Source organism: Methylocystis echinoides (assembly GCF_040687965.1).
Lineage (GTDB): Bacteria > Pseudomonadota > Alphaproteobacteria > Rhizobiales > Beijerinckiaceae > Methylocystis > Methylocystis echinoides_A.
This window is the reverse complement of the sequence record NZ_CP156084.1, coordinates 2,775,690-2,800,168: the sequence shown is the minus strand read 5'-3', so window position 1 is coordinate 2,800,168 and position 24,479 is coordinate 2,775,690. Positions and strand designations below refer to the sequence as shown.

The following is a 24,479-nucleotide window of genomic DNA, read 5'->3' as shown; positions in this document are numbered from 1 at the left end:
CCCGTTTTTCGCAGCGTGCGAGACGCCGCGACGGATGAGCTATTTCGAGGCTGACAAATGTGCGAGGTCGGCATGGCGCTTGCCCATGCCCCGCTTCATTTGGACATGCGTCGAGCGCATTGGTCGCCAATGCTTTTCAACGCTCCGCTGGGGCGGCAGGCTTTTTGCAAAATAAGGCCGCCGATTGTTCGCCGTCGGGCACGACAATATCAACATGCATCCCCTCGGGATCAACTTACGCGCCGAGGGCGCGAGAACTGTCGGATTGATCGTTTGCTCCGCGGCGATCGTCGCAATCTGCGCCGGCGCGAGGAAGCTGCTCGCCGATGCAGCCGACGGCGTCGCGGCTGCCGGACCTTCGGCAAGGGCCGCAGAAGCCTGAAGAGGCGCGGCTCCTTGCAAAGCGAAGGCGCCCTGCTTTAGCGCCGCCTGTGGGGCTGTATGAACAGATACAGGCGCAAGCACTTGGCCAAACGCACTTGTAAACGACAGCAAGCCACCGATAACGAAGAGCCTGCGCCAGCAAATATTGTTGTTGTTGCTGGTCATCGCAAGCTTTCCTTCCGGTTTGGCCACATGCGGCCTCCCGTGCGGAAAGCGACGCTTGAAGAACAACGCGCTGGCCTATGTATTCGTTCCTTAGCTTTTCGACCTCCCAGCCAGGGCCTCGCCTAGCAAAATCCAGTTGGCTTCAGCCCAATTGGATCGCACAGGCGCGAGCGCGCTTGTTCCTCTTCAGGCGTGCGCTCTCATCCTCTTAAGCGGATGATTGGTAAAATCTTAGCGTTTGTCTCAAGGCTTATTTGGACTCCTCGCGCGTAGCCTTCCTATTGCGCGCCCGTGGGGGACCCAATGGTTGAAACGGCTGAATTTTACGTGAAGACAGATCGACCAGTCGATATGGAGCCGACGGTCGTCTTAATCGATAAGAGGACGCTCATACGCGAGTGTCTGGCGCTCGGTCTTCAAGAAAAGCTTCTGCTTCCCATCGCAACCTATTCCGATCTCCAAAATTGGAGCCATAGCGCCTCCACCTTTGCCAAATGCGTGATTGTCGTGAGCGGCCAAGGCGTGGCGAGCGCCCTGTGGCATGAACTCCTCCGGGAGCTTTCGGTCTTCGAAAATGCCCCGCCTGTCATCATCCTCGCCGAGGCTCCGAGCGCACAGAACGTCGCCGATGCGCTTCGTTGTGGCGCGCGCGGATTTATTCCAATGGAGATGTCGCTCGACGTGGCCGCCGAAGCAATTCAGCTGGTGCTCGCTGGCGGCTGCTTCATCCCGGCGAATGTCATGGACCTGGAGGGGCCGCAAGACGGGGCCAACCCTCCACAAACGAGGGCGTCGACTGATTTCACGCAGCGGGAACACCAGGTTGTCGAAGCCTTATTGAAAGGCAAGTCCAACAAAGTCATCGCCTATGACATCGGGTTGGCGGAAAGCAGCGTCAAATATCATATCCGAAGCGTTTTCCGTAAGTTGCGGGCCCGAAATCGCACAGAAGCGGTCACCAAGCTTTCTCAGATTATTCGCTGCACTTTTTCGCGGTGACCACTGCGACGAGTTCCGTTCAAAACGCCCTTTGCCTGACGTGAGCGCAGCTTTAAATCGTCGCCCCACAAGCTGTATCTTTACAATAAGCGCGCGCGATAGTGTGACCTCGAGAACACGCATGCTCAGAAACGAGTGCAGTGCGGCGTGAATCCAGTTTGCTTTGAGCTCTTTCAGGGGTAACCGTTCTTGGAACGAGAAAGCTATGCGTTTATGCGCTGTGTGAGGATGGGTTACTGAAATGAAGAAGATCGCTCTCTCCGTCGCCGCGCTCGCGCTGACCGCTGGGTCAGCGCTGGCCGCCGATCTCCCGTCTCGCAAAGCCCCGCCGGTCCTTCCGCCGCCGCCGCCGCCGCCGCCGACCTGGACGGGATTCTACGTCGGTCTCAACGCCGGCGGGACTTGGGCGAATAGTAATCAGCAAACCATCGCCGTCAGCCCCCTCGGAGCCGGTCCTTTTTGGGCGCTTCCGTCCGCCTTTGTTTTCGACCAAGGCAATTACCTGGCGGCTTTCAGCACGGCTGCGTCTGCCGGCGGCGTCAACTCCGGCAACAACGGCGGCTTCATCGGCGGCGGCCAGTTTGGTTACAACTGGCAATTCTACAACAATTTCGTCATTGGCCTGGAGGCGGACTTCCAGGGCGTCGCGGCGAGCAACGGCTCGCGAACTGTCCTGACGAATGTGGCCGTCCCCGGTCTGCTCGGCCCGCTCGTCGGCGATGGTTACGCGGGCGTCACGGCCGTTCGCGGTAGCCTGAACTACCTCGGCACAGTGCGCGGCCGCCTTGGCTGGGCTGTGATCCCGACCCTGCTCGTCTATGGCACCGGCGGCTTCGCCTATGGCGGCGTCAATGTGAACACGCTGACCTCCGTCGCGCCGACGGGCCCCACGCCGCTCAGCCCTGGTAATTTCTTCACTGGCCCTGGCGCTGGCGGCGTGAACATCTCGACGGTGCTGACCGGATGGACGGCCGGCGGCGGTCTCGAGTGGATGTTCCTCCCGAACTGGTCGGCAAAGGTCGAGTATCTCTATTACGACCTGGGCTCGTTCTCGGACGACTTCGTGATGAGTTCGGTCAACCCTGCATCGTTCCTTCCCGACCCGGCGATTTTCGGCGGCCAGGTGCGCGCCCGGCTCAACGGAAACATTGTCCGCGCGGGCGTGAGCTACCACTTTAATTGGGGCGCGCCAGTTCCGATCGTCGCGAAGTATTGACGACGAGACCGGGCGGCGCCGGACATCGCTGAGAATTGCGGGCCCAATCGGCCCGCAATCAGATGCAGCGATTGCGACGATGCGTAGCGTTGAATATCGTTGCCAGGAAGTGGGAGTTGAAAACATGAAATACTGGCTTATTCCCATTCTCGTCTGCATTGGGGCCGCTGAGGCGCAGGCGCAGGTTTACACTTACAGCACCCCCTTTGTGACCGTAACGACCGGCGTGCAGGCGGGTCAGAACAACGTCATTTCCACCCAGCAGAGCGCCCCGGTGAATATTTTCGCCGTGCAGCAACTCGCCGTCGGCAAACCGAATGAAAAGCTCAGTAACGACGCCACGGTCGTACAGACGGGGCCCAAGGACTTCGTAAATCTGGGCCAGCATATTGTGACGTTCAATAATTTGTCCCCATTTTCCACCTCCCAGCCCTGATCTGACTCGACAGGCGGCGCATTGAGCGCCGCCGCTCGAAGCTCACGTCGCATATGCCTGGAGTTGGCAGAACCGGCGCAATAGGGCACTCTCCCCTTCTGGCTCATTGCCGCGGGCGATCTGGGGGGAGAGATGGAGCGTCGGGTCATCAGGATCGTTTTCGCGGCTGCTGCAGCGGGCTGGCTGGCGGGCGCACAGGCGCAGACCATCGACCTCGCCGCGTCCAAGGTCATCGACCTCAGCCATCCCTATGACGCCAACACAATTTATTGGCCGACCGAGCCCACCGGCTTCCAGCTCAAGCAAGAGCACAAGGGGCTTACAAAGGGCGGCTTCTTTTATTACTCCAACGCCTTTTGTTCTCCAGAGCATGGCGGCACGCACATCGACGCGCCCATGCATTTTGCAGAAAATCACTGGACCAATTCGGATATTCCAATCGACCGGCTCATACGCCCCGCGGTTGTCATCGACATCGCCGCCAAGGCGGCGAAGGATCCCGACTATGCGTTGAGCCCCGCCGATATCGAGGCGTGGGAGAATAGCTACGGGCGCATTCCAGACGGCGCCATCGTGCTGTTGCGCACCGGCTGGAGCGCGCGTTGGCCGGATCGCAAATCTTATCTTGGCGACGATACGCCTGGAGTCGCGACCAACCTTCATTTCCCGTCTTTTGGGCCGGAGGCGGCCACGTTGCTCGTCAGCGCACGACACGTCTCGTTGATCGGCCTCGATACGGCAAGCGTGGATATCGGGCCCTCGCGGGACTTCATGGTCCACCGCATCATTGGCGCCGCCAATGTCCCGGGCCTCGAAAATCTGACCAACCTCGACCAGTTGCCGCCAACGGGCGCGCTGGTCATGGCCATGCCGATGAAGATTGCGCAGGGGTCCGGCGCGCCGGCGCGGGTCATCGCCTTCGCGCCACGTTAGCGCCTGCTCTTCAGCCGTCGCCGAAATCCTCGAGAAGCGTGCGAATTGCATGAGGATGGATGGAAACGTCTCCTGTGAAGGGACGATCGTAGGAAAGGATGATGAAAAGACCGAGAAAGACCACAAAGGACAGAGCGCCTGTCATTGTAGTTTGAGCGCGCAGGTTCTCCATGCCGAAATAGTAGGTGAAGCCGATCGTCACCAACGCGCCGGAAAGGAGCATCGCCCAAAGCGCCGGCGGCACAACGCCGATCGAAAGATGGAGCCGTCCCCGACGCGCTTCTGTGATGGCCCCAAGTTCTTTCATGACCTCCACGCCGACGGCCGGTCGCCTGCCGTCGACAAGACGAATCGCCGCCGCATAGAGCGCATCGAGCGCCCTGGTCGCATCGCGGCCTTCGGTCCCTATCGCCATCCGCGGCCAATCGTCCTCGACGACCGTCGTCAGATATTGGCGCAAGGCGGCGCGAGTCGCGACGGCCTCCGCCTCCTCTCCCCTCGCAATACGAAAAATTGTCGCCGACGCCCCCGCTTCCTGCAAGACGCGCAATTCGGCCTCGCTGAATTTCTCCCAAACTGAAACGATCGCAAAAGCCAGGATCACCGCGTAGATGACGCCGATCGTGGCGAATTTGAAGCCGGCGATTTCGTTGTTCTTCACGAGGACAGACAGCGGATACCGCTTGCGCACGAGAACTGGGCCCAGCATGGCGAGCGCCGTCGGCGCCAGCACGGTGAAAAAGGCGCCCAGCCATAGGGGCAGGGAACATAAAAACAGCAAGTCGCCTCTCCAGTAGAACGTCGCTTGAGCAAATCATGGAGCCAGGGGGGCCCAAAAGTCAAAAAACCAAAAACTTAAGAGCTTTTACGGTTAATTAACGCTTTTGCGGTCTCATCATGCTTCCGTGAGCGTTTGCTTTTGCTTCCTCTTTTGGAAGCGCCCGTGCAACAGACTCGAGGCGCCCGATGAACCTTCTCGAACTCGGAAAAACTGGCCCGAACGATCTCGGCGCCGCCAGAATCGCGAAGCGTCCCACAGCGCTCAAGTCCTATGACAGCCTCGCCGGCTCCGCGATGCTGCGGCGCGCCGGAAAAGCCGGCGGATCGAATCCGCCCCTGCACGGCGACCCGGCCTCGAAGCTTCTCGCCTCCCGCTACAAGGAAGTGGCCACCGATCACCTCAGCCGCCAGCTCTCGGATTTCTATGAGGCCATGCTGCGCCAGCCGGTTCCGGAGCGTATCCTCGCTCTCGTTGAGGCGCTCGACGCCCAGCAGAGCCGCTGAGGTCAGCGCACGACGACCTGCGTTCCCTTGGCGACGCGGCCATAAAGATCGATGACATCCGCATTGAGCATGCGGATGCAGCCTGAAGATACGGCCTGCCCGATTGTATCCGGTTCATTGGTGCCGTGGATGCGAAACATCGTGTCCTTGGCGCCGGCGAAGAGATACAGCGCCCGGGCGCCGAGCGGATTCTCGAGGCCGCCCTCCATGTGTAAGGGGAGGTCGGGACGCCGTAGCAACATTTCCTTGGGCGGCGTCCATCCTGGCCAGAAGGCCTTGCGACCGATTTGCGCTTTGCCCTTCCAGGAGAACCCCTCGCGCCCCACGCCGACGCCATACTGAATCGCCTGTCCTCCCCCGAGCGACAGATAAAGCTTGCGCGCCCGCGTATCGATTGTGATTGCGCCGGGCGGGGCCCCTGTCGGGTCGCGCACTGGCTCGCGCGTGGATTGACCGGGGTCCACGAGGTCGTCGAAATCCAAGGGCGTCGAATAGGCCGGGTCGGCGTCGCGGGGAAGCGCGGCGACGCGCGGTTGGCGCGGACCCCCGCGCGGCGCTGATTCGATCTCGCCGTAGGAGGGATCGACGCCCCTGCCCGGCCGCTCGAGTGGGAAATCTCGACGGGGATAGGCCCGTGTCGGCCGGTCGAAGCTCTCGTAAGGAATCGCTTCACCATCATCGTCGTCGGACCAAGAATCCACGACATAAGAGTCCCGTGAGTCCCTGTAGCTCTGCGCGGACGCGGCGCGAGGGCCGGACGCGAGGACCGCGGCCAGGATGAGAAGAAACGGTGCGAGCCTGCGCATCATCTTGTTTTTACTTCCTCCCTCGCGCTTTTTTGTAAGCCAATTTCGGCAAAACGGGGGCTGGTTGCGGCGGCGCGCCAAGCGGCCCCGGGGGGCGTTGGCGAACTTCATCGGGCGATCGTCAACCGAAATCGGCCAGAACCGGCAACCGCTTAAGATGTTGCAACACCGCAACATCAACGATCGAACGTTGTTCATGAGCGAATGCTTCCTTGGCAGATCGCCACAAGAGTAGTTAGCGTGGATCGCGTTATAAAAGCGACATTACACGGACGTGCAGAATAGCAACGTAGAGGCTTAGCATTTCTCTCAACGCCTACTGTGCGGAATCCTTGCAATTACTCTGTGAGAGACGCGCGTCCGAAGGGGGGTTATATGATCGCTGAGGTTCAAGAACAGATTCGCCTTAATGAGGTAAGCGGCCTTGGGCTGCCTCTATTGACGGCTCCCTCGGTCGTCATCATCGAAGCGCGCTCCCTGATCCGCGAATGCTTGGCGCTGAGCCTCCAAAAAAAGCTGGCCCTTCCCGTATTGGCCTATCCGGATATGGGGAGTTGGAGCCGGGATCCCACGGGGTCCTCAGCCTGCATCATCATCCTGAGCGGCCGAGAGACGGAGATCGACGCACGGCGTTCGGAGATCGTGCACGAGTCCTCAGGCGAACAAAAGCCCGTGCCGGTCATCGTTCTCTCGGACGATTTCAGCCTGGACCACATGAGCGACGTTATTCGCAACGGCGCGAAGGGCTATATCCCGAGCAACACCCCTTTAGAGGTCGCGGCGCAGGCGATCAGGCTCGTGCTGTCGGGTGGCGTCTTCGTCCCCGCGCAGGCGGCGAAGGAAATGTGGAAAACCGCGCGCACCGACTCCACCGCCAACGACCCAAAGGTGGATTTCACCGCTCGCGAGAACGACGTCGTAAAAGCCTTGTTGAAGGGCAAGTCCAACAAAGTGATTGCTTATGAACTTGGCATGAGCGCAAGCAGCGTAAAAGTCCATATCCGAAACGTGATGCGGAAACTGCAGGTGCGCAATCGCACTGAAGCTGTCGTAAAAATCGCGGAACTGGTCGCAAAGCCCGCCAAATAGTCGCTGCTTCAGCGTCCGCGTTCGCCGGTTTGAAAAGAGTATCAGCGCATTTGGCCCGCTTCCTGCACAGGGCCAGGGAAGAGACCACGCAGACGACGTCCGATCGAAATAGACCCGAGGAGGGAGATGCGGATCGCCCACCGCTCTCCTCCGCGGATAAGTACGTACGCCAAACGGGCGCCTTCACCCTGTCCTTTTGTTGCCAAAGCTTGCCTTAATTGAGCCGAAATGGCGCCTATCGGCATATCCACCGCCCAGTTACATTCGCAACTGTAAGCTCGCAGTAGAGCTTCCTTGTGGATTCTGGGAGAATTCCTATGAAAAAGCTGCTTCTCGTTTCGGCCGCGGTGGCCCTTTCGACCAACTTCGCCTTCGCTCTCGACATCAGCCAGTCGCTGAAGCTCAACCAGACGATCGGCGACACCTCCAAGGGTGGTTTCGCCCTGAACAAGTCCTTCCTCGTGCAGGCGCAGGTTCCGGTCAACGCCGGCTCCGGCAACATCTCGCAGAAGGCGGAGCTTGGCCAGACGATCGGCAACACCTCCAAGGGCGGCGACGCGATCAACAAGAACGTCGTGATCCAGGCTCAGGTTCCGCTGAACTTCGGCGCCCCGTGAGAATTGACGCGCTAGTTCGCTAAGAGAGGATCGCGGCCAATTGCCGGCCGCGATCTTCGCACCGGACCCGGCGGCGTTCCCGCCCATTGCATTAAGCATTGCTGATACAGCGAGTAGGAAGTGGGCCGCTGCTTTTCGAAAACTAGGCAGCCAAACAGGCGCCAAACCTAGTGCTGCCTCCCAAATAGATCCCTGGTGCGCCTCTCGGCGTCAATTCACAGGGACATCAGGAGGAATCAAGATGAAGAAGTTTCTTCTCGTCCCCGCCATCATGGCCCTCTCAAACAGCCTCGCCTTCGCTGAGATAACGATCACCTCTTCGACCCAATCGGCCGGCGGCGCGCCCCTCGCGCCTTTGGCGCCCTTGACGCCGCCCGCATCGCCGCCGACGCCTTCGGTCACACAGCAACTGAAATTGAACCAGCTGACCGGCGACACGTCAAAAGGCGGCTTTGCGCTGAATAAGGCGTCGGTCTTGCAGGTGCAGATCCCTGTCAACGCGGGAAACAAGTCCCTCTCGCAAGAATTGACGATCAATCAGTCCATCGGCGACACCTCCAAAGGGGGTGACGCCATTAATAAGGCGACGGTCATTCAAGGCCAGGTTCCGCTGAACTTCAGCGCGCCCTGACAACTTGCTCCTGGCTGGAGTCGAACCAGGTCGCGGCTTCCTTAGCCGCGACTCTATCCTCGAATGCGGCCACGTCCCTGCCCGACGGGATCGCCGAAGATGAGCGGAGCATGAAAATGAAATATTGGCTTATTCCACTTTTGGTCTGCGCTGGAGCAGGCCAGGCCCAGGCGCAAGGCTTCATCAGCGTCAGCCCGAGCTTTATCGGCGTCAACATCAACAATCCGCTGCTGGGCGCCGTCGCGGGCGTGCAGTTTGGCCAGCACAACGATCTCGACGTCAAGCAGAACAGCCTGACTAATTTTGTCGGCGTGCAGCAGGTCTCCATCGGCAAAGCCGGAAGCTCACAGTCGAACACTGCTGGCGTCACCCAGGTCGGCAATCAAAGCTACACGGGTCTTGGCCAGCATATCGAATCCCTGCCGCCCCTGCCGGGTCTCGGAAATCCCTGAGGAAAGGCGAGAGGGCTGCTGCAAAAGCCAAGCATCACGGCAGATCTCCCGAGCCGCGCGTCGGCTCGGGACCTTGCTGGGAAAATCAGGCGAAAAACGCCTGCGCCATTATTATTGAGAGCGCCAGAAGCAACAGGGCTCCGAAATGGAACAGGACGGTCGCGCTGCTGAGCGGATCACATCCCAGGAAGATTGGGGACGCATCGACCGTGAGTGGCGCAGCTCCAAACGCGCTATTCTAGCCTATCATATCGGAGGTTGGCGCAAGGGGGAGTCGCCGCTTGACGCCCTCGCCCGAGCGCTCGACGTCGCTGCAGTGGACGTTCTATCGGAGCTGACTGACCCTAAGGCAGGTCGCGCTGAGCTCGACCAGCTCTCATCCTGTTTAGAAACGGGCCACTTCGAACTCCCCGGCCTTAATATCGAGGAAAGCGTCGCGCTCGTAATCGAACTTCTGAACGAAAAGCTCGCCTATGTTCCTAATGAAGTACGGAGCTTTTTCGGCGCGCCGCAGATGCTGGAGCCTTTGCTCGCTCATGGCCGCAACGAGCGCCGGGCTGTTTTGCGCCGCTTCAATTAGTAAAAGACGTTTGCCCGCTCCCCTGGATCGCGCGCGTTCTCACTGCCTGGGAAGAAGCCGTCCCCGGCTTCTCCTCCAAAGCGCCCGCCGGCTCACGGCGACAGGATGTCTCCTAGTTTGATCGCCGCCTCGGTGCGATTGCGAACCTGCAGTTTCCTCATCACGTTTCGGATATGCAGTTTCACGCTGCTCTCGCTCACGCCGAGTTCATGAGCAATGACTTTGTTGGACATCCCTTTCAGCAGCGCCTTCGCGACCTCGAGCTCGCGCGCGGTAAAGCCCGGCGCCTTTTCAGACTGAGCGGTATTCGGCGCAGCGCCCTGCCACATCTCGATGGCTGCGTCGGCTGGGACGAAGACGCCGCCGACGAGGACGAGCTTGATCGCGCGTGCGACGATTTCGAGCGGGGTGTCGCTCGGGATGTAGCCTTTCGCGCCGCCAAGCAGGCTGCTCGCCACGCGATCCGAGCTGACCTTTTCCGATATTACGATGACCGGAACGTCCTGCCCCCAGCTGGAGAGCTCAGAAACCAACGGAGCCTGCTCGACGTCGCTTTCCTCGACGCCGCCGAGAAGGATCACGCCCGCCGGAATAGCGTGCCGACTTTGGCGCCAATTGCTCACGCTGGAAAAGGTCAGGACTGGAAGGCCGAGCTTCTCACGCAGGCACATCGCCAGACAATCGCGGATAAGGGCGCGGCTTTCGATGATAACGATGGTCGGCGGTAAGACTTCCGCTTTCGAGTTCGCAAGAAAGGTTTCACAGAAAAATTGGTCTTGAACGTCTCCCACGGCGATCCTCAAGTGAGTGTCAGAATCAAACGCTGCCAATTAAACGCAATATAACGCTCACAACGCACCTTGTCAGAATGTCGCAGATTTTCTGCAAAGCTTTGGCTCATAGTCAAGTCAGCGGTTGAGAAAGGCTCGCAGCGCGGGCGTTAAGTTGACGCGCGTCGATTTCCCGACCCGAGACGCCCACGCACAAGCTTTACGGAAAAGGAAATTTGCTAACTACAGCTGAGCAGCCCAGGGCCAGTCAAAGGGCGACCCTTCGTCTTCGGTGAATCCTCTCGGGGGAAGCTTCGATCGCTTCTGTTTTGCATATCGAATTGTTCGCTGAGAGACGATCGTCACCTCGCCTTGTGGAAGCGCAGCACGTGCGGCGGGAGCCAGCACGATCGGGTTGATGACCTGCTGCGCAACAGCGACATTGGCGTAAACGACGCCACAAGCAACACACAAAATCTTCATTCGCATCGGCCGGCCCCCTCGCTGGTCAACTATCGGCTTTGCGATAGCACGGACCCCCGACACAAACTAGAACGGCAGTTATTACGGATCCGTGCAGTAGCAGGCGCGGGCGTCAAAATTGTCGAAGCCTTCAACAGCAGCCGCAGGGGCGACAAAGGCAAAGCTGAAGCTCAGCAGCAGGGCGATCGTCGTGAGGATTTTGGCGACCTTGGTCATGTTCAACTCCCGTGTTTCTCTTCTGATGTTTCGACGGTAGCCCAGGGCGATGAGACGGTAAGTGCGCGAGCGCACGTCACCGGCTTCACGCGCGCCGTATCACGCGCCGATAGAATCGCGAGGTAAGTCGAGGCTACCGGAGGGTGAAGGAAGGCGGCGGCTCCTCGGCGGCTTGCGTGCGAGGGGCTAGAAAATCGCGCAGCGCGCTCTTCCAACCCTTGGCCGCGCCATACGAGCCGGAAGTCAGCAGGCTTATTATCAACGGAGCGCGCAGAATTCTCGACTTGGACACCGCCATAAGGCGTCCATCCAATAACCGGATTTCGCTTTCAATCCGTCGCAAACTGCGTTCGACATCGGATGGCTGCATGTGCGGCGGCGACTTATCAGCCAGTCGATCGCGAACTGATTGCGCAAGGATACGCGTCCTCGTCCATCCTGAAGAACTATCAGCAAAAAGGTGATCCATGATCACCTTGAGTAAGGAAGGCGGCTTTGCGCTACTGACAGTCCAGTCAGTGGCGGTGCTTTGGTGCCTTCGATAGTATTGGAGCGGCCGCTCAAGTACGAGCCGCTTGTCCGTATAAAAGGAAGCAATGTTTATCCAAAGATCATGGGCGACATCGTCACTGGGGAGTGGTAGAATGAAATCTCTCCACTTTCTTGTAATTGTCGTACAGCAGCCAGTGATAAAAAGGCGATCATTCAAGCCGGCTCTTCTCATATTTGAGAGCATTGTTGCGCCGCTGGGATGCAACTGGGCGTCGGCTACTTCCGCGTCGTTGATCACGACCTCGATTTCTGGGTGAGAGACAAAGGCGTCCCGAACCAATTTGAGCTTCTCAGGGAACCAGACGTCATCCTGGTCGCTGAGGAAGATGAGGTCGTTTTCACATAGCGACAGCGCCTTCTCGAAATTTCGCGCGTAACCAAGCCGCTTTTCGTTGCGGTGCACGCGAACCTTGAACGCCGCCCCTCTTGCAAGAGCCTCGATGATATCGAGAGTACTATCGGTGGAGCAGTCGTCGCAGACTACCAATTCGTCCGGCAATAATGTCTGAGCCGAGAAACTCTTGAATTGTTCTTCAATGTACTGCGCGCCATTATACGTCGCCATAGCAATAGATAATTTCACGGCTCCTCCACACATCCATGACACGCGAGCCGTTTGTTTAAACGGCATAGCTTCGATTGTTGGACGCCGATCGCCTTGCTACCAGCGCTCCGCGCGAGGCAAGTTGCGCGGGGCGGCGACGCTTTCATTGTTTTCCAGTGATTTTACCCCGCGCTTAGACAGGAGGAGCCTTTAACCGAGCGCTGGCTCTAGCCTATTCAATCCTGATGTGAACAGCAATGTCCGCCGCTCGAGCGTCAAGGCTCCGCACGTAAAGCCGCCAAGCCCGCGCTGACTTGATCTTACCCGACCTCCGCCTCACCAAATCTCAGGCAGAAGTGGGGACCTGCAGTGGGCCAGACGAAAGCGTCAGCGCGCTTCCGCAGCGACTTTGGGGTCGCTGGCATGCTGAATGCCTGGACCGCTGGAGCCGAGCAAGTCTAAGGGTGAGCGCCAGGTCCTTGAGCATCGGGCCGGCCAGGAAGACAACCTCGCCGCAGTATCCAATGGCTTGAGCGCGAGACGTGAACAGCTCCGCCCATTTGAATGCGTCTAGCATCCGTAGACGCGCACCCATCCCGCATTCATTGGCATTGATTTGGCGCGCCCAAGGGGATTCGAACCCCTGTTTTCGCCGTGAAAGGGGGAAAACATAGACATTAGCGGATGCTGGCGGACGGCTGATTAGCCATAACTGGCTGGAAAACACTAGTTTTCTCTCCATAGCAGTCCGCGCTTGTCTACGCACGCCTTTTCCGTATATTATCCGCATACGGAAATCGAGGGTGCGCCGATGGCCCGGACAGTCAAGAACGCCAAGATCGACACGCGGTCGGCCCGTTCGAAGCTCCCGCAGCGCCGGGAGCCCTATTGGACCGTCATCTCGGCCGGCTGCGCTATAGGCTATCGGCGCGGTGCGCTTGGCGGGACCTGGATCGCTCGCCATCGGGCGGACGACGGAAAGCAGCATTACGAATCGCTCGGCGCGGCGGATGACGCCCGCGACCCTGACGGGCTGACCGTCTTCTCCTTTGCGCAGGCTCAACAGCGAGCGGCAGAGTTCTTCAAGCGCAAGGCGCGTGAGCTGGCTGGCGAATTCGCCCCGGAGGATGGGCCGTATACGGTCGCCAAGGCCATGGACGCCTATTTCGGCGAGCGAGAGCGGAAAGGCTCGAAGGGGCTGGACAAGGACCGCGCCGCCGCAAGGGTGCGCATTCTGCCTGAGCTTGGGGATATAGAGTTAGCCAAGCTTACGACTAAGCGGTTACGTGACTGGCAGGCCCGGCTCGCCAAAGCCCCGAAGCTGGCGCGGGCCGGCCGCTTCTCAGAGAAGCCAGCTGGGCGAGAGATCGATGCCGAAGACGACGACGCCGTTCGGGCGCGCCGTGCGACCGCCAACCGGACGCTGACCGTTCTCAAGGCCGCGCTGAACCACGCCTTCCACGAAGGGCGCGTCGCCTCCGATGACGCTTGGCGGAAGGTGAAGCCGTTCCGCGAAGCCGATTCAGCAATCGTGCACTTCCTGACTGACGACGAAGCCCGCCGTCTGGTCAACGCCTGTGACGGGGCGTTCCGCGATCTTGTGCGGGCGGCGCTTCTAACAGGATGCCGCTATGGCGAGTTGATTCGGATGCGGGCGAGTGACTTCGGCGCTGAAGCTGGCACCGTCACCGTTCGGGAATCGAAGGCCGGAAAGCCGCGCCATGTGGCTCTGACTGACGAGGGCCGGCAGCTGTTCGCGAACCTAACCGCCGGGAAGGCGGCGCGTGATCTGATTTTCGTCCGCGACGACGGCAAGGCCTGGGGAGCGTCGCATCAGCAACGCCCTCTCGACGCCGCGAGCAATCGTGCGAAGCTCGAACCTGCTGCGACCTTCCATATCCTGCGCCATACCTATGCAAGCGCTCTCGCCATGCGGGGCGTCCCGATGGGCGTCATCGCCGCGCAGCTTGGTCACGCCGACACGCGCATGACTGAAAAGCATTATGCGCACCTCGCGCCGAATTATGTCGCCGAGACCGTCCGGGCGGCGCTGCCGTCACTTGGGATTGTGGATCAATCGAACATCGCCCCCTTGGGGCGGAAGAGATCGGGCGGCGCATCCGCCTGATAAGCGGCCGGAGAGGGATGGCCCCCTCCCCGGCCTTCGTCACAACGCGAAGAATTGGGAACCCCGCATTATGACTGGAGATATAGATACACCAACCCGTCGGACAATGCTCGTCGGCCTCGCCGCAACGCCTGTCGCCGCACTTCCAGCCGTGGCAGACTCGCTCGCGTGGCAGGGAGACGAATTGGAGCGGCTTATCGACGAGCATAGAGAAGCGCGCCGGACATGGCTCGCCGCCCTGAAACGTGCTGATGCCGTTGTTTGTCCAGTGGTGCCCACCGGCCTAGGAGACCCGCTCCCCGACTACGAACCCCTTACTCGTGAAGTCTGCAAAAGCGTGCTCAAGGGCCTTTACCACATGGAGCGCCGCCGCATCGTGATGATGGAGTTTTGGGATGCTGATTTAGCTCGCCAGGCGTCTGAAAAGCTGGATGCGCGAGAGCAGGAATACCTCGCGAACGTCGACAAGATTTTTGACGAGGACGACCGGGCGCACGAAGAGGAGAATGCTGCGGCTACTGCGGAGACGGCTGCGCTACTCGCGCTTGCCGCCTGTCCCGTGCGCACCCTCGACGAGGCGCGGCGTAAGGCTGCATATCTCCTCGACGAGGACCTCCAGGATTGCCCCCCGTGCGGGGAATCGCGGAGGCGCTGCTGCGGTCGTGCGTCAGTGCTCATGTTTGACCCATTGTGAAGAAAGGTTTTTTCCATGTCTGACGCTACCATTACCGAAACGCACGCCCCCAAGTCGTTCGCCGAACTAAGGCAAATCACCCTGCGGATCGCTCAGCAACTGCCCGAAAATCCGGACGACGCCAATGCCGTCGCTGGGCTTCTGTGCGATCTGGTCGAGTGGCTGCATCCACGCGATTTCTCCGCCGATAAACGGAGTATGGAGAGGCGCGGCAATGACTGAGCGCAAGTCTCTCCTCGATCTGTTCCTTCACGTCCAGCGTCTGCGCCTTGCTCGTTTGCTGCTCCGGATGGCGCGGACAACGTCGCGTTTCGAAGACGCCGCCCAGGCGTATGCGCAGCGCGTCTTGAGCCGCTGAGCACACGGCGCGCGCAGCGACATGTTGTCGTTCCGGGATGATATGAGCGGCTCGCCAATGGCGGGCCGTTTCTCCCTGTGGATAAAGGAGCCTTCGGGCTTGATCCGTTACTAACAGCCACCACATCCGCGTTAGTAACAATGGCAGGTAGCAAATGGCTTTGACGAACAAGGAACGGCAGGCGCGATGGCGTGAGCGCGTGAAGGCGCGGGCCTCGATGCCGATCGCCGAAGCGTTCCGTGAATATATGCGCGCCGAGATGACAGACGGCTGGCTCGGTTCGGACGAAGACGCCGACGCCGCCTGCGCCCGCGCAGCACGAGACGCGGTTCTCGGCAAGACTGACGACGAACTCAGCAACATTCTCGACGATGCGTTCTCTCGGCTCTTCGAAGCGGAGTATATCCGGCTCGCGAAGGCAAAGCGCCGGTCTGAGCGCTCGAAGCGCCGCCTGGATGAGGCTGTCGTTACTGACGAGGACTGGCCGCAGGATATCGCCTGAGGCCATCGAGACGCGCAGGGATAGGCCGACGGGCCGACAAGCGGGTAAAGCCCACCCGTTTCCCTGCGCACCATTTGGGCTTCGCGAGGGCTCGCGAATGGGATCGGACGAGAAAGCTTCCTATTCTTTGGCGAGGCTAGCTGAGGAATTGGGGACGACTTTTCACGGACAGAAGCGGTTTACAGGTGCCTTGCGATCCAGAAAACGCTTTGTCCACGCTCTGCGCGAGATTGTGGATTACTTAGACGCAAATGGCGTGCACCCATTAATCTGCTTGGAGTTGAACGAGCTTGCTCTTGGCTTAATTGAACTCGACCGAGGCACTGTTCGTCACTTTCTGAAACCCAGCAAGGCTGGGGGAAAGACAGTTGACCCAGATGATATTTGGCGGGCTCGGGCATTTCTGGCGATAGCCGTAGACCTAAAGGTCATTGAGGGCAGCTCGCGAAGGGCGGCGGCGAGAGAAATCGCAGCGCTCACCAAATCGCTGGCAGGCGTGGTCTCGAAACCGGCAAGCGGCAGCCTGAAAGTCGGAGGGAACTACGCTGCCGCGTTAGAAAAATGGCATGCGGCTTTCGAAAAAGAACAGGTTAGCTCCCGTGGAGCACTTTTGGTTTTCAACGACCGCCAGCGCGTTGCCGACATCTACCGGAAGAAGATCAAAGACCGTGGCGACGCGCCAGAAATGATGGAAAAGCGTGTCATTGACAGCTTTCTTAGAGACGCCACAAATGCGGCCGTTCGCGCTGCGGATGACAAGCAGCTGGAGATTATCGCCAAGGGCGTGCGAACAAAGGGCATATTCTAGATCGCACGCCCTTAGGCCATCATCCGTCCTTAGCCGCCCCCGTCGTGGTGCGGACGGAGATAGCCTTATATGTCATCTGCAAATCCGCAAATTGCCGGCCGCAAGATTGGCGCTGGCGTGCCAGTCGAGCCTTTGGCCTACCGTGTGAATGACGCATGCCGCGTGCTATCCGTCAGCCGCAGTCACCTCTACGCGTTGGCCGCGAAAGGCGAAATCAAGCTGACGCATATCGGCAATCGCACGCTGGTCAGCTTGGCAGAAATCCACCGTCTTCTCGGCGAGACGCCCGAGGCCGCTTAAGGGAATGGTCTTCCAAAATGCGGAGACGCCCGCCCCTGATGTCGCAGGGAACGGGCGTCATGAAATTGCGATGCATGGCGGCTCGCGGATTTCACAATACGCTACCCTCCCTCCATTTCAAGCCAAATCACACTGGATCGCCCTGGGCGATGCTGCCGACGACGTCGTGACCGACGCTTGCCGGCTTCGGGTCACGCGACTGCGCCGGCAGTTTGGCCTTTCCGGGCCGATGGCCGAATTGGTCGCCGGTCTCGCCTTCGGAGAGGGCCGCCAGTGATCAGCCCCGACGAAACCACGCGTCGCCCCCCAGAGGGGCGTGATCTCGACGCCGCCTGGCTGCGCTGCGACGCCATGCGCGAGCTTGCCGAACTTCTGGAGAACCTCGCGACAAGCCTTCGCCTAGCCGCCGCGCGTGGCTCGATAGAGGGTTGCGGCGTCCATCTCAAGCAGCTCCGCGCCACCCTTGTGGAAGCTATCGCCCTTTACAAAGGCGAGGGCGTCGAATGACTCCAAACCCAAAGACGACGGCGGCGCGCGAGAGAATCCGCGCCGAGTTCGCCGACGAATACGACGCCGGCGCAAGGGCCGGCTTCACGGACTCCCCCGATTATCCTGTTGGCTTTCACTCCTGGCCACTGGAGCGCCGCGATGCATGGTTCGCGGGCTTCAACGTGGGCCGTTGTGATCGCCTCAAAATGAATGATCTACGCAATGGCTGACAACGATCTTGATCTCCCAGATTATTTCGAAACTGGCTCAGACGAGGAGCGCGCCGACGCCAGGCGCAGGCTAAATGGCGAAGGTTGGAACGCCTCAGCCGTCGTCGCCGACTGCAAGGAGGCAGTGCGCCACAAGGCTGCTGGCGTAAGCCGCCACGGCGGCGACCTTGCGGGCATGGCAGAGATTGAGCGCCTCGCGGCGCTTGATCCGATCTCCTACGACGCAGAGCGTGATGCGGCAGCGACGCGCCTTGGGTGCCGAGTCTCAACACTCGATAAGCAGGTTTCCTCCAAGAAAGCGGAAACTACGCTTTCCGAAGCGGTCGAACTTTGCGCTGATACGGAACCTTGCGCATATCCTGTCAGCGTCGCCGAGGTTCTCGACGCCGTGCGCGCCACCATCAAGCGATTCATCGTGTGCGAGCCGGAGACAGCTACGGCGGCTTCTCTGTGGGTCGCTTTCACTTGGGTCATCGACGCAGTCCAGGTGGCTCCGCTGGCTATCGTCACGGCCCCTGAAAAGGGCTGTGGCAAAACTCAGTTGCTCGACGTGATTGGCCGCCTGTCGCGCCGAGCGCTGTTCGCCTCGAATATCTCGCCGGCCGCAACCTTCCGCGTGATCGAAGCGAAGGCCCCGACGTTGCTTATTGACGAGGCGGACGCCTTCTTCCGCGAGAATGAGGAGCTTCGGGGCGTTATCAACAGCGGCCACACCCGCACGAGCGCATATGTCATCCGCACGGTCGGCGACAACCACGAGGTCCGCCAGTTCTCGACCTGGAGCGCAAAGGCAATTGCCGGCATTGGGCGTCTGCCTGGGACGGTCATGAGCCGGGGAATTATTCTGAACCTTCGCCGTAAACTTAAGGATGAGAAGGTCGAGCGCCTTCGCCACGCTGAGCCGGCTCTCTTTGAAATGCTGGCCCGCAAGTTGGCCCGCTTCGGATTGGACTACGGGCCGAGCATAGGGCGCGCCCGTCCCGATTTGCCGGATGCACTTGGCGACCGCGCGCAAGACAATTGGGAGCCGCTTCTGGCCATTGCAGACGCCGCCGGTGGTAACTGGCCGAAGGAAGCGCGGCGCGCGGCCCTGGCTCTTTGTGGCGCGGAACAGGACGCGGTTTCTGCGAACGAAGAGTTGCTCAAAGATATTCGTGACGCCTTCGACGTCGAGCGCGTCGACCGCATGGCAATGGCGGAACTGCTTCGCCGGCTGGTCGAGGACGAAACTGCGCCTTGGGCGACCTGGAACCGTGGGAAGCCGATGACGGCGCGGCAACTGGGCGCGAAGCTCAAGGAGTTTGGCATTCACGCCGGAACGGTCCACGTCAGCGCATATGATAAGCCGAAGGGGTTCAAGCGGGAGCAGTTCCGCGACGCTTGGGCGCGTTACCTGGATGGCCAAAATTGTCCCGGCCTGAATGGCGATATGCTTTCGCCAGATACCCCCCTTCCGTCGGTCACTCGGTCACCTTCCTACAATTCCTTGGGTTTCGAGGTGACCGAAGAGGTGACCGAGGGAAATTCGCTCAGTCACCACCTCGTTCAGTCACCTGTCGAGGGTGAGGTGACCGACGGGGCTGGTGACCGACGCAAAATCGTTCAGTCACCTCTTCGGTCACCTGAAAAGCCGATGTTTTCTGGGCAAGGTGACCGAGTGACCGACGGAACCCCCCTCTCTGGCGAGAAAGGGGTTATCCGCTTATGAGCGCGCGAAAGGCCCTCTCTTATCTTCGCGAGCACGGTGTATCGGTCAGCCTCGACGGCGGCGACGTCTTGCTCGTGGGAGCCGAGCACCTGCCGGAAAAAGCGATAGCGAGGCTGCGGGAGATCAAGCCGCAACTTGTCGCCGAATTACGGAACGAGATGGCTGATTGGTGGACCGCCCCAGTGGAGGGGTGGCCCTGCCAACTGACCATCCGCAATATCGTGTCGGATCGCACGACAACCATCGACTTGCGCCGCGTCCCGGCAAAGGGGGTGGCATGAGCAACATCATTGGCGTCGACATCGGGGCCAAGGGAGCGCTGGCGCTGCTCTCGGCGGCTGGCGATCTGTTCGAAGTCGCCGATATGCCGATACTGCGCGACGGCCCCGCCAACCGCCCGAACGTGAACGCTCCGCTTCTCTCGGCCATAGTCTACCGCTGGCAGGCGTCTAAGGCTTTCGTCGAGTTCGTCGCTGCGCGCCCCAAGGAAGGCCCCACAGGCGCTTTTGCCTTCGGGAGGTCTAAGGGCGTCATCGAGGGCGTCTGCGCCGCTGTTGGCCTCCCGGTGGCGTTCCTGACGCCATCCGCCTGGAAACGGGAAGTCGGGATTCCGCCGGGCAAGGACGGGGCGAAGGATGCGGCGCGGTCGGAAGCAATCCGGCGCTGGCCGAGCAAGGCGGAGTTCTTCGCGAGGGTCAAAGACGATGGGCGGGCGGAAGCCGCGTTGATTGCCACCGCCGGTCTACTGCGAGAAGGGCGTGACAATGGAAGATGACCACATCTTGCGCCCATTCAATTCCGCCGAAGCAATCCGGGTGAATGTCGCCGCGCGTCTGGCGGGAGTTGCGCCCAGGACAATCCAGCACTGGTGTGCCGTGCATCGGATCGGACGCCGCATCAGTGGAGGGCACTGGCGTGTGTCGAGGGTGGCTCTCGCCATGCATCTCGACGGGGATGAAGAGGTGTTGCGGCTGTATCTGAGCGGCGACCGTGTAAGCTCGCGGGTCGCAGGGTATTTCCGCCGCGCGGGACTATAGCGGTGTCGGCGTCAGTCTTTCCGGAACGGGCACCAGACCTGAAATATCTCGTGGAAGGAATGTAGCATCTCGAAGGTATTGACGGTCTTGCCGTCCGGAGACTTGGCTGCGATCTGATCTAGGGCCGGCCCTATTTTGCTGATGGCGTCTCGCTGCACCTCGGCCAAGGCTTCTTCCATGGTCGGCCATGGCTCCATGCCTGAGGGCAAACGCCAGCCAGGATGCGGATCGTAGACAATCGCACGCACGGTGGAGACGATTATCTGCTTGCCTTGTTCAGATATCTTCCCACCCGTGCAAGACTCCCAGCTTGTGATCGCCGCGTGAATTTTTTCTGCGATATCGACCACGGAACCCAGCTGTCGGTCTGAGCGGATTTTCAGAGTGCGAACTTACCTGAAGCTCCCAGATAAGCTCGCGAGGGAATCGCGGGAGCACGGCCTAAGCCATTTGAGGGGAAGCCACAACCTATGAAGATGGACCCTACCTGAGCTTTCCTACAACTCGATAATCGTAGAACTGCGCGAATGCAGCTTTGTTTCGTGGTTGTGAGTGGATTTCGTGTTGTTCCAGGGACAACTCAGGACAACGCCAGCAAGGAGGGCACGGGCTCAGATGGCTGATCAGCGATCATGTTTCCGTCAATGAAAAACACCGCATAACCCGCAAGGGCCGCAAAAGCGACGTGGCGTCATGAAATCGGCGCGCTTAAGATTCTCACATGACGCCGCATGAAATCGAACAGATTGCCGTCGCTCTCGCCGCCGTCGTTGACGCAAGCCTGGCGTCGCTCGATCCGTCGGGCGGGGCCCTTCGCCGGGTGGGCTGGCACCTGCGCGAAGGGCTGAAGCTCGCGAAGCAAATGAACGCCGCCAACAACGACGCCGCCAAAATCGTTCGCGCATTCGTCGAGAACATTGAGGAGACAGAGAACCTATGACTGACGCCCCCACCATTCGCCTCCCCCGTTTCCAGCTCGCTGAAAGCCAGCGCAGTCAATTTTTCGCGACGGTCGAGGAGCACATCAAGCCGGAGGACGTGCTGGAGCCGGGCTTCTGGATGCATGTCGTCTCGCAGTTGCGGCCTTACGACGAGATCATCGTCGCGACGGACTCGTGCGAATGGCGAGCGCTTTTGCTGGTTGCCGACGTTTGGCACAAAGGGGCTCGCATGGTGGAGCTATCCCGGCACAACATGGCTTCCGCCGATGAGGAAGCCGATAACAACGCCGCTGCTGATCTGAAGGCCCGCTGGCGTGGCCCGGTTAACAAGTGGTGCGTGGTGAGATCGGATGGCGTCATCCTCAAAGCAGGATTGCCTGACCGCAACAGTGCTTTGGCAAACCTCGCGGCGCTTGCGGCAGAGCGAGCGCGGGTCGGTTACTAATGCCCGTCCTGCATAACCCTCGCCATGAAATCTTCGCGCAAGAGATCGCCAAGGGCGCGTCTCAGCGCGAGGCTTATCGTGCGGCTGGTTACGAGGGCGAAAATGAAGACGCGGTCGACGCCAGCGCCTCTCGACTGCTAACCGATGCTAAGGTTGTGCTAAGGGTCCAGGAGATTCAGGCCAATGCCGCCAAGCGCGCCGAGATCACAATCGAGCGCACGCTGTTGGAGCTTGCGAAGATCGGCTACGCGGACATTCGGAAGGCTGTCCGATGGGGTGAAGGCGTCGCCGTCAGAGACGCGGATGGCAATGAGACTGTTAGTAATGGCGTCTCGATGCTGGATAGCGCCGCGATCGACGACGACACGGCTGCGGCCATCGCGGAAGTCGCCCAAACCCGCGACGGCATTCGGGTTAAGTTCCACGACAAGCTCGCGGCTTTGGACAAGATCGGCAAGCATCTCGGCATGTTCTCGGAGAGGGTGGAACTGACGGGCAAAGATGGCGGGCCGATAGAGACCAAGGGCGACCAGGCGCTGACGATCGAGACGGCTCGCAAGCTCGCGTTCCTGCTGGAGACCGGCCGGCGGGCGATGGAAGGGAAGGCGAAAAATGGGGTTTGACCCTCTTACGATGGCAGCCGCGGGAATATCCGCTGGCAGCACATTGCTTAGCGCCTATGGCGAATACAGTTCCGCGAACGAACAGGCGAGCGCACTCGACGCGCAGCGCTACTTTGACATTATGAACGCTCAGAACAAGGCCAAGGCGCTGAACTATGCGGCGACAACCGCGATGGCCAGTTCACAGCGCGAGGCGATGGCGCGCGTTGAGGATAAGAACCTCGCTTTATCCAGGGCGCAAGCGGTTAACGCCGCGTCGGGTGGCGGGACCACGGATGCGTCCTACGTCAACACCGTCGCCGGCATTGAAGAGCAGGGCGAATATAACAAGGCCGTCGCATTGTTCGCGGGCGAGACGGAGATGCGCCAACTGAACTATGAGGCCCAGAACGCCATGATCGAGGGTCAGAATGTCGCGAACGCTCGCAGCGATCAAGCGGGCCAATTGAGGCGGCAAGGACGAATGAAGGCGGCGGGGACTCTGCTTTCGGGTGCTGCTTCGACGGGCAACTATCTACGGCGAAAAGCGCCTGCCGGCCTTGGTCTCGCGTCGGATGCGGACCTGGAGATTGCCGACGCGAAGGCGAAGTCGGCGCGCGACCTGCTCGACTGGCAAACCCGTATGTCTCTGCGGCGCTACTACCGGGACGATTGATGGCGCGCGACATGTTCAAATCGGCTGAGGCGCGCGAGGCGTTTAAGACGGCGTGCCGGTCTGCGTTCAATGCCAACAAGGCGCTGCTGGATTTCCTTGAGTCCGTAATGCAAGGGGAGTCCGCGCGGACCCTGGACGCCATCGAGGAAGCGGCGGAGGAGGCCCGAGAGGCGGCGGCGGCGTGGGAGTTGTTCACGCGCCTGTCGGGGGCGGCGCTGGATGAGGGGGTGCGGCTGAATTGATATCCTTCGGGCGGCGCAACGTGCACTGCTGCTGCTAAACGACGTTCAAGCGAAAAAGACTGTCCCAACATCGCCTTTCTCGGATGTGAACATCGAAAGAAGGGGTTTGGCGGACTGTCAGGGAAGAGTTCACCGCCGCGTCTGACTCCGCAAGGTGGATGCTTCATGGCCGAAGATGAAAAACCCAGGCAACTTGTTACGCCGCTCGAAGAGCTAGAGGCGAGACTGGCAAAAAACCCCCGAGCGCAGCGCATTGTCGCGAGCATTCTTGCGGATTTGAACCCGCCCAAGAAATGGGAGGGCGCAGTTCGCGAGGCAATCCTGCGAGAGTTGGAAACCCACGGCGCTTTAAGGCGGTGCTAGCCAGCGGACAGGGCACGTTGATTGGGAATTCTACAGCGCAAGCCCCGTTAAAAGCGAAGCTGATGAATCAGCGGACGCGGATGAAGTAGCGCCTCGTCGTCTCTGCGCTGCCGCGCATCCGCGAAGGCGGATTTATGCCATGCGGTTTCCATCGTGTTGGATTTGGTCAGCTTGGTAGCTGGAGCGTTTAAAGCCTGTGATTCCCATCCTTCTTTCCCTCGGCGCTGCGGCGTTCGGCGTCTCGGGTTTAGTCCTCGCCGTCGCCACCTACAAAGTCGCCAAGGATCGCGATTGGGAGGCCGTGCGAACCGGAATAGTGCTCGCAACCATCTGCTTTGTCTTTGCGGGCGGGTTGGGGATGGCATCTATTGTCTTGATGGCGGGCTCTTCGGCCTTCCTTGGCGCGATCTACAGGCCATCGAGCGAACTGCCACGCCCGCCCCGCTTAAAGACGGGTCGCGCAAGGCTCTCTCTAGCCTTGACGATCCAGCGGCTCGGTTCTGCCGACGTTTCGTCCGCCGCATACGATTGCTTGCATCGTTGCCGTCTCTTTTAGCTGCTTTCTGCTACACTAGCGGACGCTTCCCTCCCTGTCGGTGCGGCAGCGCACGTCGATTAAGACTCCAGCAACGCGAAGTCGTGAGCTCTTCCAGCGTGACGCGGCCGCAAAAGCAAGAGCGGAAGAACGCGACGAGGTCGAGCCCCGCATTCGAACGCCGGAAGGCGGACGAAAGCCCGTTGAAAACGACCCACACATCTCGACGAAGCGACGGTATCGTCCAAATGAGAAGTCAGTCTT

Annotated in this window: 37 protein-coding genes; 29 read left to right on the top strand and 8 right to left on the bottom strand. The window is 60.1% G+C overall.

What is annotated here, in order from left to right; genetic code table 11:
• Window positions 1-39 precede the first annotated feature (39 nt).
• Window positions 40-576 (bottom strand): hypothetical protein, encoded by a 537-nt coding sequence (locus RVU70_RS13760; RefSeq protein WP_363347201.1) that lies wholly within the window; start codon window positions 574-576, stop codon window positions 40-42.
• Window positions 577-852: 276 nt separating this feature from the next.
• On the opposite strand from RVU70_RS13760, the gene RVU70_RS13755 reads away from it, so the two are divergent.
• The 4 genes from RVU70_RS13755 (at window position 853) to RVU70_RS13740 (ending at window position 4,133) form a co-directional block, all read left to right on the top strand.
• Window positions 853-1,548 (top strand): response regulator transcription factor, encoded by a 696-nt coding sequence (locus tag RVU70_RS13755; RefSeq protein ID WP_363347199.1) that lies wholly within the window; start codon window positions 853-855, stop codon window positions 1,546-1,548.
• Window positions 1,549-1,789: 241 nt separating this feature from the next.
• Entirely contained in the window at window positions 1,790-2,764 is a 975-nt protein-coding gene (locus RVU70_RS13750) for an outer membrane beta-barrel protein (RefSeq protein WP_363347197.1), read from the top strand.
• Window positions 2,765-2,888: 124 nt separating this feature from the next.
• Window positions 2,889-3,200: a hypothetical protein gene (locus RVU70_RS13745; protein ID WP_363347195.1), complete on the top strand. Its 312-nt coding sequence runs from the start codon at window positions 2,889-2,891 to the stop codon at window positions 3,198-3,200.
• Between the two features lie 132 nt (window positions 3,201-3,332).
• Complete coding sequence (locus RVU70_RS13740; protein ID WP_363347193.1) at window positions 3,333-4,133, top strand: cyclase family protein; 801 nt, start codon at window positions 3,333-3,335, stop codon at window positions 4,131-4,133.
• 10 nt (window positions 4,134-4,143) lie between these two features.
• Here RVU70_RS13740 and RVU70_RS13735 read toward each other — a convergent pair whose 3' ends face one another.
• Window positions 4,144-4,914, bottom strand: a complete 771-nt coding sequence (locus RVU70_RS13735) for a hypothetical protein (RefSeq protein ID WP_363347191.1) — start codon at window positions 4,912-4,914, stop codon at window positions 4,144-4,146.
• Window positions 4,915-5,099: 185 nt separating this feature from the next.
• Between RVU70_RS13735 and RVU70_RS13730 the strand changes: the two genes are divergently transcribed.
• Complete coding sequence (locus RVU70_RS13730) at window positions 5,100-5,417, top strand: NepR family anti-sigma factor (RefSeq protein WP_363347189.1); 318 nt, start codon at window positions 5,100-5,102, stop codon at window positions 5,415-5,417.
• 2 nt (window positions 5,418-5,419) lie between these two features.
• Here RVU70_RS13730 and RVU70_RS13725 read toward each other — a convergent pair whose 3' ends face one another.
• The gene (locus RVU70_RS13725; protein ID WP_363347187.1) at window positions 5,420-6,118 is read right to left on the bottom strand and encodes a L,D-transpeptidase; all 699 of its coding nucleotides are present in this window, start codon (window positions 6,116-6,118) and stop codon (window positions 5,420-5,422) included.
• A gap of 480 nt (window positions 6,119-6,598) precedes the next feature.
• On the opposite strand from RVU70_RS13725, the gene RVU70_RS13720 reads away from it, so the two are divergent.
• The 5 genes from RVU70_RS13720 to RVU70_RS13700 all read left to right on the top strand — a co-directional run bounded on the left by RVU70_RS13720 (window position 6,599) and on the right by RVU70_RS13700 (window position 9,592).
• Window positions 6,599-7,312, top strand: a complete 714-nt coding sequence (locus RVU70_RS13720) for a response regulator transcription factor (RefSeq protein ID WP_363347185.1) — start codon at window positions 6,599-6,601, stop codon at window positions 7,310-7,312.
• A gap of 317 nt (window positions 7,313-7,629) precedes the next feature.
• Window positions 7,630-7,929: a hypothetical protein gene (locus RVU70_RS13715; protein ID WP_363347183.1), complete on the top strand. Its 300-nt coding sequence runs from the start codon at window positions 7,630-7,632 to the stop codon at window positions 7,927-7,929.
• 40 nt (window positions 7,930-7,969) lie between these two features.
• Window positions 7,970-8,560 (top strand): hypothetical protein, encoded by a 591-nt coding sequence (locus tag RVU70_RS13710; RefSeq protein WP_363347181.1) that lies wholly within the window; start codon window positions 7,970-7,972, stop codon window positions 8,558-8,560.
• A 116-nt stretch (window positions 8,561-8,676) separates the two neighbouring features.
• Window positions 8,677-9,012, top strand: a complete 336-nt coding sequence (locus RVU70_RS13705) for a hypothetical protein (protein WP_363347179.1) — start codon at window positions 8,677-8,679, stop codon at window positions 9,010-9,012.
• A 145-nt stretch (window positions 9,013-9,157) separates the two neighbouring features.
• Complete coding sequence (locus RVU70_RS13700; protein WP_363347177.1) at window positions 9,158-9,592, top strand: hypothetical protein; 435 nt, start codon at window positions 9,158-9,160, stop codon at window positions 9,590-9,592.
• Window positions 9,593-9,684: 92 nt separating this feature from the next.
• On the opposite strand, the gene RVU70_RS13695 is transcribed toward RVU70_RS13700, so the two are convergent.
• The 4 genes from RVU70_RS13695 to RVU70_RS13680 form a co-directional block, all read right to left on the bottom strand.
• Window positions 9,685-10,383, bottom strand: a complete 699-nt coding sequence (locus tag RVU70_RS13695) for a response regulator transcription factor (protein ID WP_363347175.1) — start codon at window positions 10,381-10,383, stop codon at window positions 9,685-9,687.
• A gap of 222 nt (window positions 10,384-10,605) precedes the next feature.
• Window positions 10,606-10,851: a hypothetical protein gene (locus RVU70_RS13690; protein WP_363347173.1), complete on the bottom strand. Its 246-nt coding sequence runs from the start codon at window positions 10,849-10,851 to the stop codon at window positions 10,606-10,608.
• 75 nt (window positions 10,852-10,926) lie between these two features.
• Window positions 10,927-11,061, bottom strand: coding sequence for a hypothetical protein (locus tag RVU70_RS13685; RefSeq protein ID WP_363347172.1), 135 nt, complete (start codon window positions 11,059-11,061; stop codon window positions 10,927-10,929).
• Window positions 11,062-11,194: 133 nt separating this feature from the next.
• Window positions 11,195-12,196 carry a glycosyltransferase family 2 protein gene (locus RVU70_RS13680; RefSeq protein ID WP_363347170.1) on the bottom strand — a complete coding sequence of 334 codons (1,002 nt, stop codon included), beginning with the start codon at window positions 12,194-12,196 and terminating at the stop codon, window positions 11,195-11,197.
• 772 nt (window positions 12,197-12,968) lie between these two features.
• On the opposite strand from RVU70_RS13680, the gene RVU70_RS13675 reads away from it, so the two are divergent.
• The 13 genes from RVU70_RS13675 (at window position 12,969) to RVU70_RS13615 (ending at window position 20,149) form a co-directional block, all read left to right on the top strand.
• Entirely contained in the window at window positions 12,969-14,285 is a 1,317-nt protein-coding gene (locus RVU70_RS13675) for a site-specific integrase (RefSeq protein ID WP_363347168.1), read from the top strand.
• 106 nt (window positions 14,286-14,391) lie between these two features.
• A complete protein-coding gene (locus tag RVU70_RS13670; protein ID WP_363347166.1) occupies window positions 14,392-14,979 on the top strand; it encodes a hypothetical protein in 588 nt (195 codons plus the stop codon).
• Between the two features lie 15 nt (window positions 14,980-14,994).
• The gene (locus RVU70_RS13665; RefSeq protein ID WP_363347164.1) at window positions 14,995-15,201 is read left to right on the top strand and encodes a hypothetical protein; all 207 of its coding nucleotides are present in this window, start codon (window positions 14,995-14,997) and stop codon (window positions 15,199-15,201) included.
• On the top strand, window positions 15,194-15,337 hold the full coding sequence (locus RVU70_RS13660) for a hypothetical protein (protein WP_363347162.1): 144 nt from the start codon (window positions 15,194-15,196) through the stop codon (window positions 15,335-15,337). The genes RVU70_RS13665 and RVU70_RS13660 overlap by 8 nt, the downstream gene beginning before the upstream one ends.
• 154 nt (window positions 15,338-15,491) lie before the next feature.
• A complete protein-coding gene (locus tag RVU70_RS13655; protein ID WP_363347160.1) occupies window positions 15,492-15,839 on the top strand; it encodes a hypothetical protein in 348 nt (115 codons plus the stop codon).
• 97 nt (window positions 15,840-15,936) lie between these two features.
• A complete protein-coding gene (locus tag RVU70_RS13650) occupies window positions 15,937-16,647 on the top strand; it encodes a hypothetical protein (RefSeq protein ID WP_363347158.1) in 711 nt (236 codons plus the stop codon).
• 69 nt (window positions 16,648-16,716) lie between these two features.
• Window positions 16,717-16,947: a helix-turn-helix domain-containing protein gene (locus tag RVU70_RS13645; protein ID WP_363347156.1), complete on the top strand. Its 231-nt coding sequence runs from the start codon at window positions 16,717-16,719 to the stop codon at window positions 16,945-16,947.
• A 4-nt stretch (window positions 16,948-16,951) separates the two neighbouring features.
• Window positions 16,952-17,224, top strand: a complete 273-nt coding sequence (locus tag RVU70_RS13640) for a hypothetical protein (protein ID WP_363347154.1) — start codon at window positions 16,952-16,954, stop codon at window positions 17,222-17,224.
• Entirely contained in the window at window positions 17,221-17,454 is a 234-nt protein-coding gene (locus RVU70_RS13635) for a hypothetical protein (RefSeq protein WP_363347152.1), read from the top strand. The genes RVU70_RS13640 and RVU70_RS13635 overlap by 4 nt, the downstream gene beginning before the upstream one ends.
• Window positions 17,451-17,666 (top strand): hypothetical protein, encoded by a 216-nt coding sequence (locus RVU70_RS13630; protein WP_363347150.1) that lies wholly within the window; start codon window positions 17,451-17,453, stop codon window positions 17,664-17,666. Before RVU70_RS13635 ends, RVU70_RS13630 begins: the two co-directional genes overlap by 4 nt.
• The gene (locus RVU70_RS13625; RefSeq protein WP_363347147.1) at window positions 17,659-19,374 is read left to right on the top strand and encodes a DUF3631 domain-containing protein; all 1,716 of its coding nucleotides are present in this window, start codon (window positions 17,659-17,661) and stop codon (window positions 19,372-19,374) included. The genes RVU70_RS13630 and RVU70_RS13625 overlap by 8 nt, the downstream gene beginning before the upstream one ends.
• Entirely contained in the window at window positions 19,371-19,655 is a 285-nt protein-coding gene (locus RVU70_RS13620) for a hypothetical protein (protein WP_363347145.1), read from the top strand. Before RVU70_RS13625 ends, RVU70_RS13620 begins: the two co-directional genes overlap by 4 nt.
• Entirely contained in the window at window positions 19,652-20,149 is a 498-nt protein-coding gene (locus tag RVU70_RS13615; RefSeq protein ID WP_363347144.1) for a hypothetical protein, read from the top strand. The genes RVU70_RS13620 and RVU70_RS13615 overlap by 4 nt, the downstream gene beginning before the upstream one ends.
• A 273-nt stretch (window positions 20,150-20,422) precedes the next feature.
• On the opposite strand, the gene RVU70_RS13605 is transcribed toward RVU70_RS13615, so the two are convergent.
• Window positions 20,423-20,761 carry a hypothetical protein gene (locus RVU70_RS13605; protein WP_363347140.1) on the bottom strand — a complete coding sequence of 113 codons (339 nt, stop codon included), beginning with the start codon at window positions 20,759-20,761 and terminating at the stop codon, window positions 20,423-20,425.
• 371 nt (window positions 20,762-21,132) lie between these two features.
• Between RVU70_RS13605 and RVU70_RS13600 the strand changes: the two genes are divergently transcribed.
• The 6 genes from RVU70_RS13600 to RVU70_RS13575 all read left to right on the top strand — a co-directional run bounded on the left by RVU70_RS13600 (window position 21,133) and on the right by RVU70_RS13575 (window position 23,680).
• Entirely contained in the window at window positions 21,133-21,351 is a 219-nt protein-coding gene (locus tag RVU70_RS13600; RefSeq protein ID WP_363347138.1) for a hypothetical protein, read from the top strand.
• Window positions 21,348-21,797: a hypothetical protein gene (locus RVU70_RS13595; RefSeq protein WP_363347136.1), complete on the top strand. Its 450-nt coding sequence runs from the start codon at window positions 21,348-21,350 to the stop codon at window positions 21,795-21,797. The genes RVU70_RS13600 and RVU70_RS13595 overlap by 4 nt, the downstream gene beginning before the upstream one ends.
• Window positions 21,797-22,420, top strand: coding sequence for a terminase small subunit (locus RVU70_RS13590; RefSeq protein WP_363347134.1), 624 nt, complete (start codon window positions 21,797-21,799; stop codon window positions 22,418-22,420). The genes RVU70_RS13595 and RVU70_RS13590 overlap by 1 nt, the downstream gene beginning before the upstream one ends.
• Window positions 22,410-23,075: a hypothetical protein gene (locus RVU70_RS13585; RefSeq protein ID WP_363347132.1), complete on the top strand. Its 666-nt coding sequence runs from the start codon at window positions 22,410-22,412 to the stop codon at window positions 23,073-23,075. Before RVU70_RS13590 ends, RVU70_RS13585 begins: the two co-directional genes overlap by 11 nt.
• Window positions 23,075-23,317, top strand: a complete 243-nt coding sequence (locus RVU70_RS13580; RefSeq protein WP_363347130.1) for a hypothetical protein — start codon at window positions 23,075-23,077, stop codon at window positions 23,315-23,317. Before RVU70_RS13585 ends, RVU70_RS13580 begins: the two co-directional genes overlap by 1 nt.
• 165 nt (window positions 23,318-23,482) lie before the next feature.
• Window positions 23,483-23,680, top strand: coding sequence for a hypothetical protein (locus RVU70_RS13575; protein ID WP_363347127.1), 198 nt, complete (start codon window positions 23,483-23,485; stop codon window positions 23,678-23,680).
• Window positions 23,681-24,479: the final 799 nt, after the last annotated feature.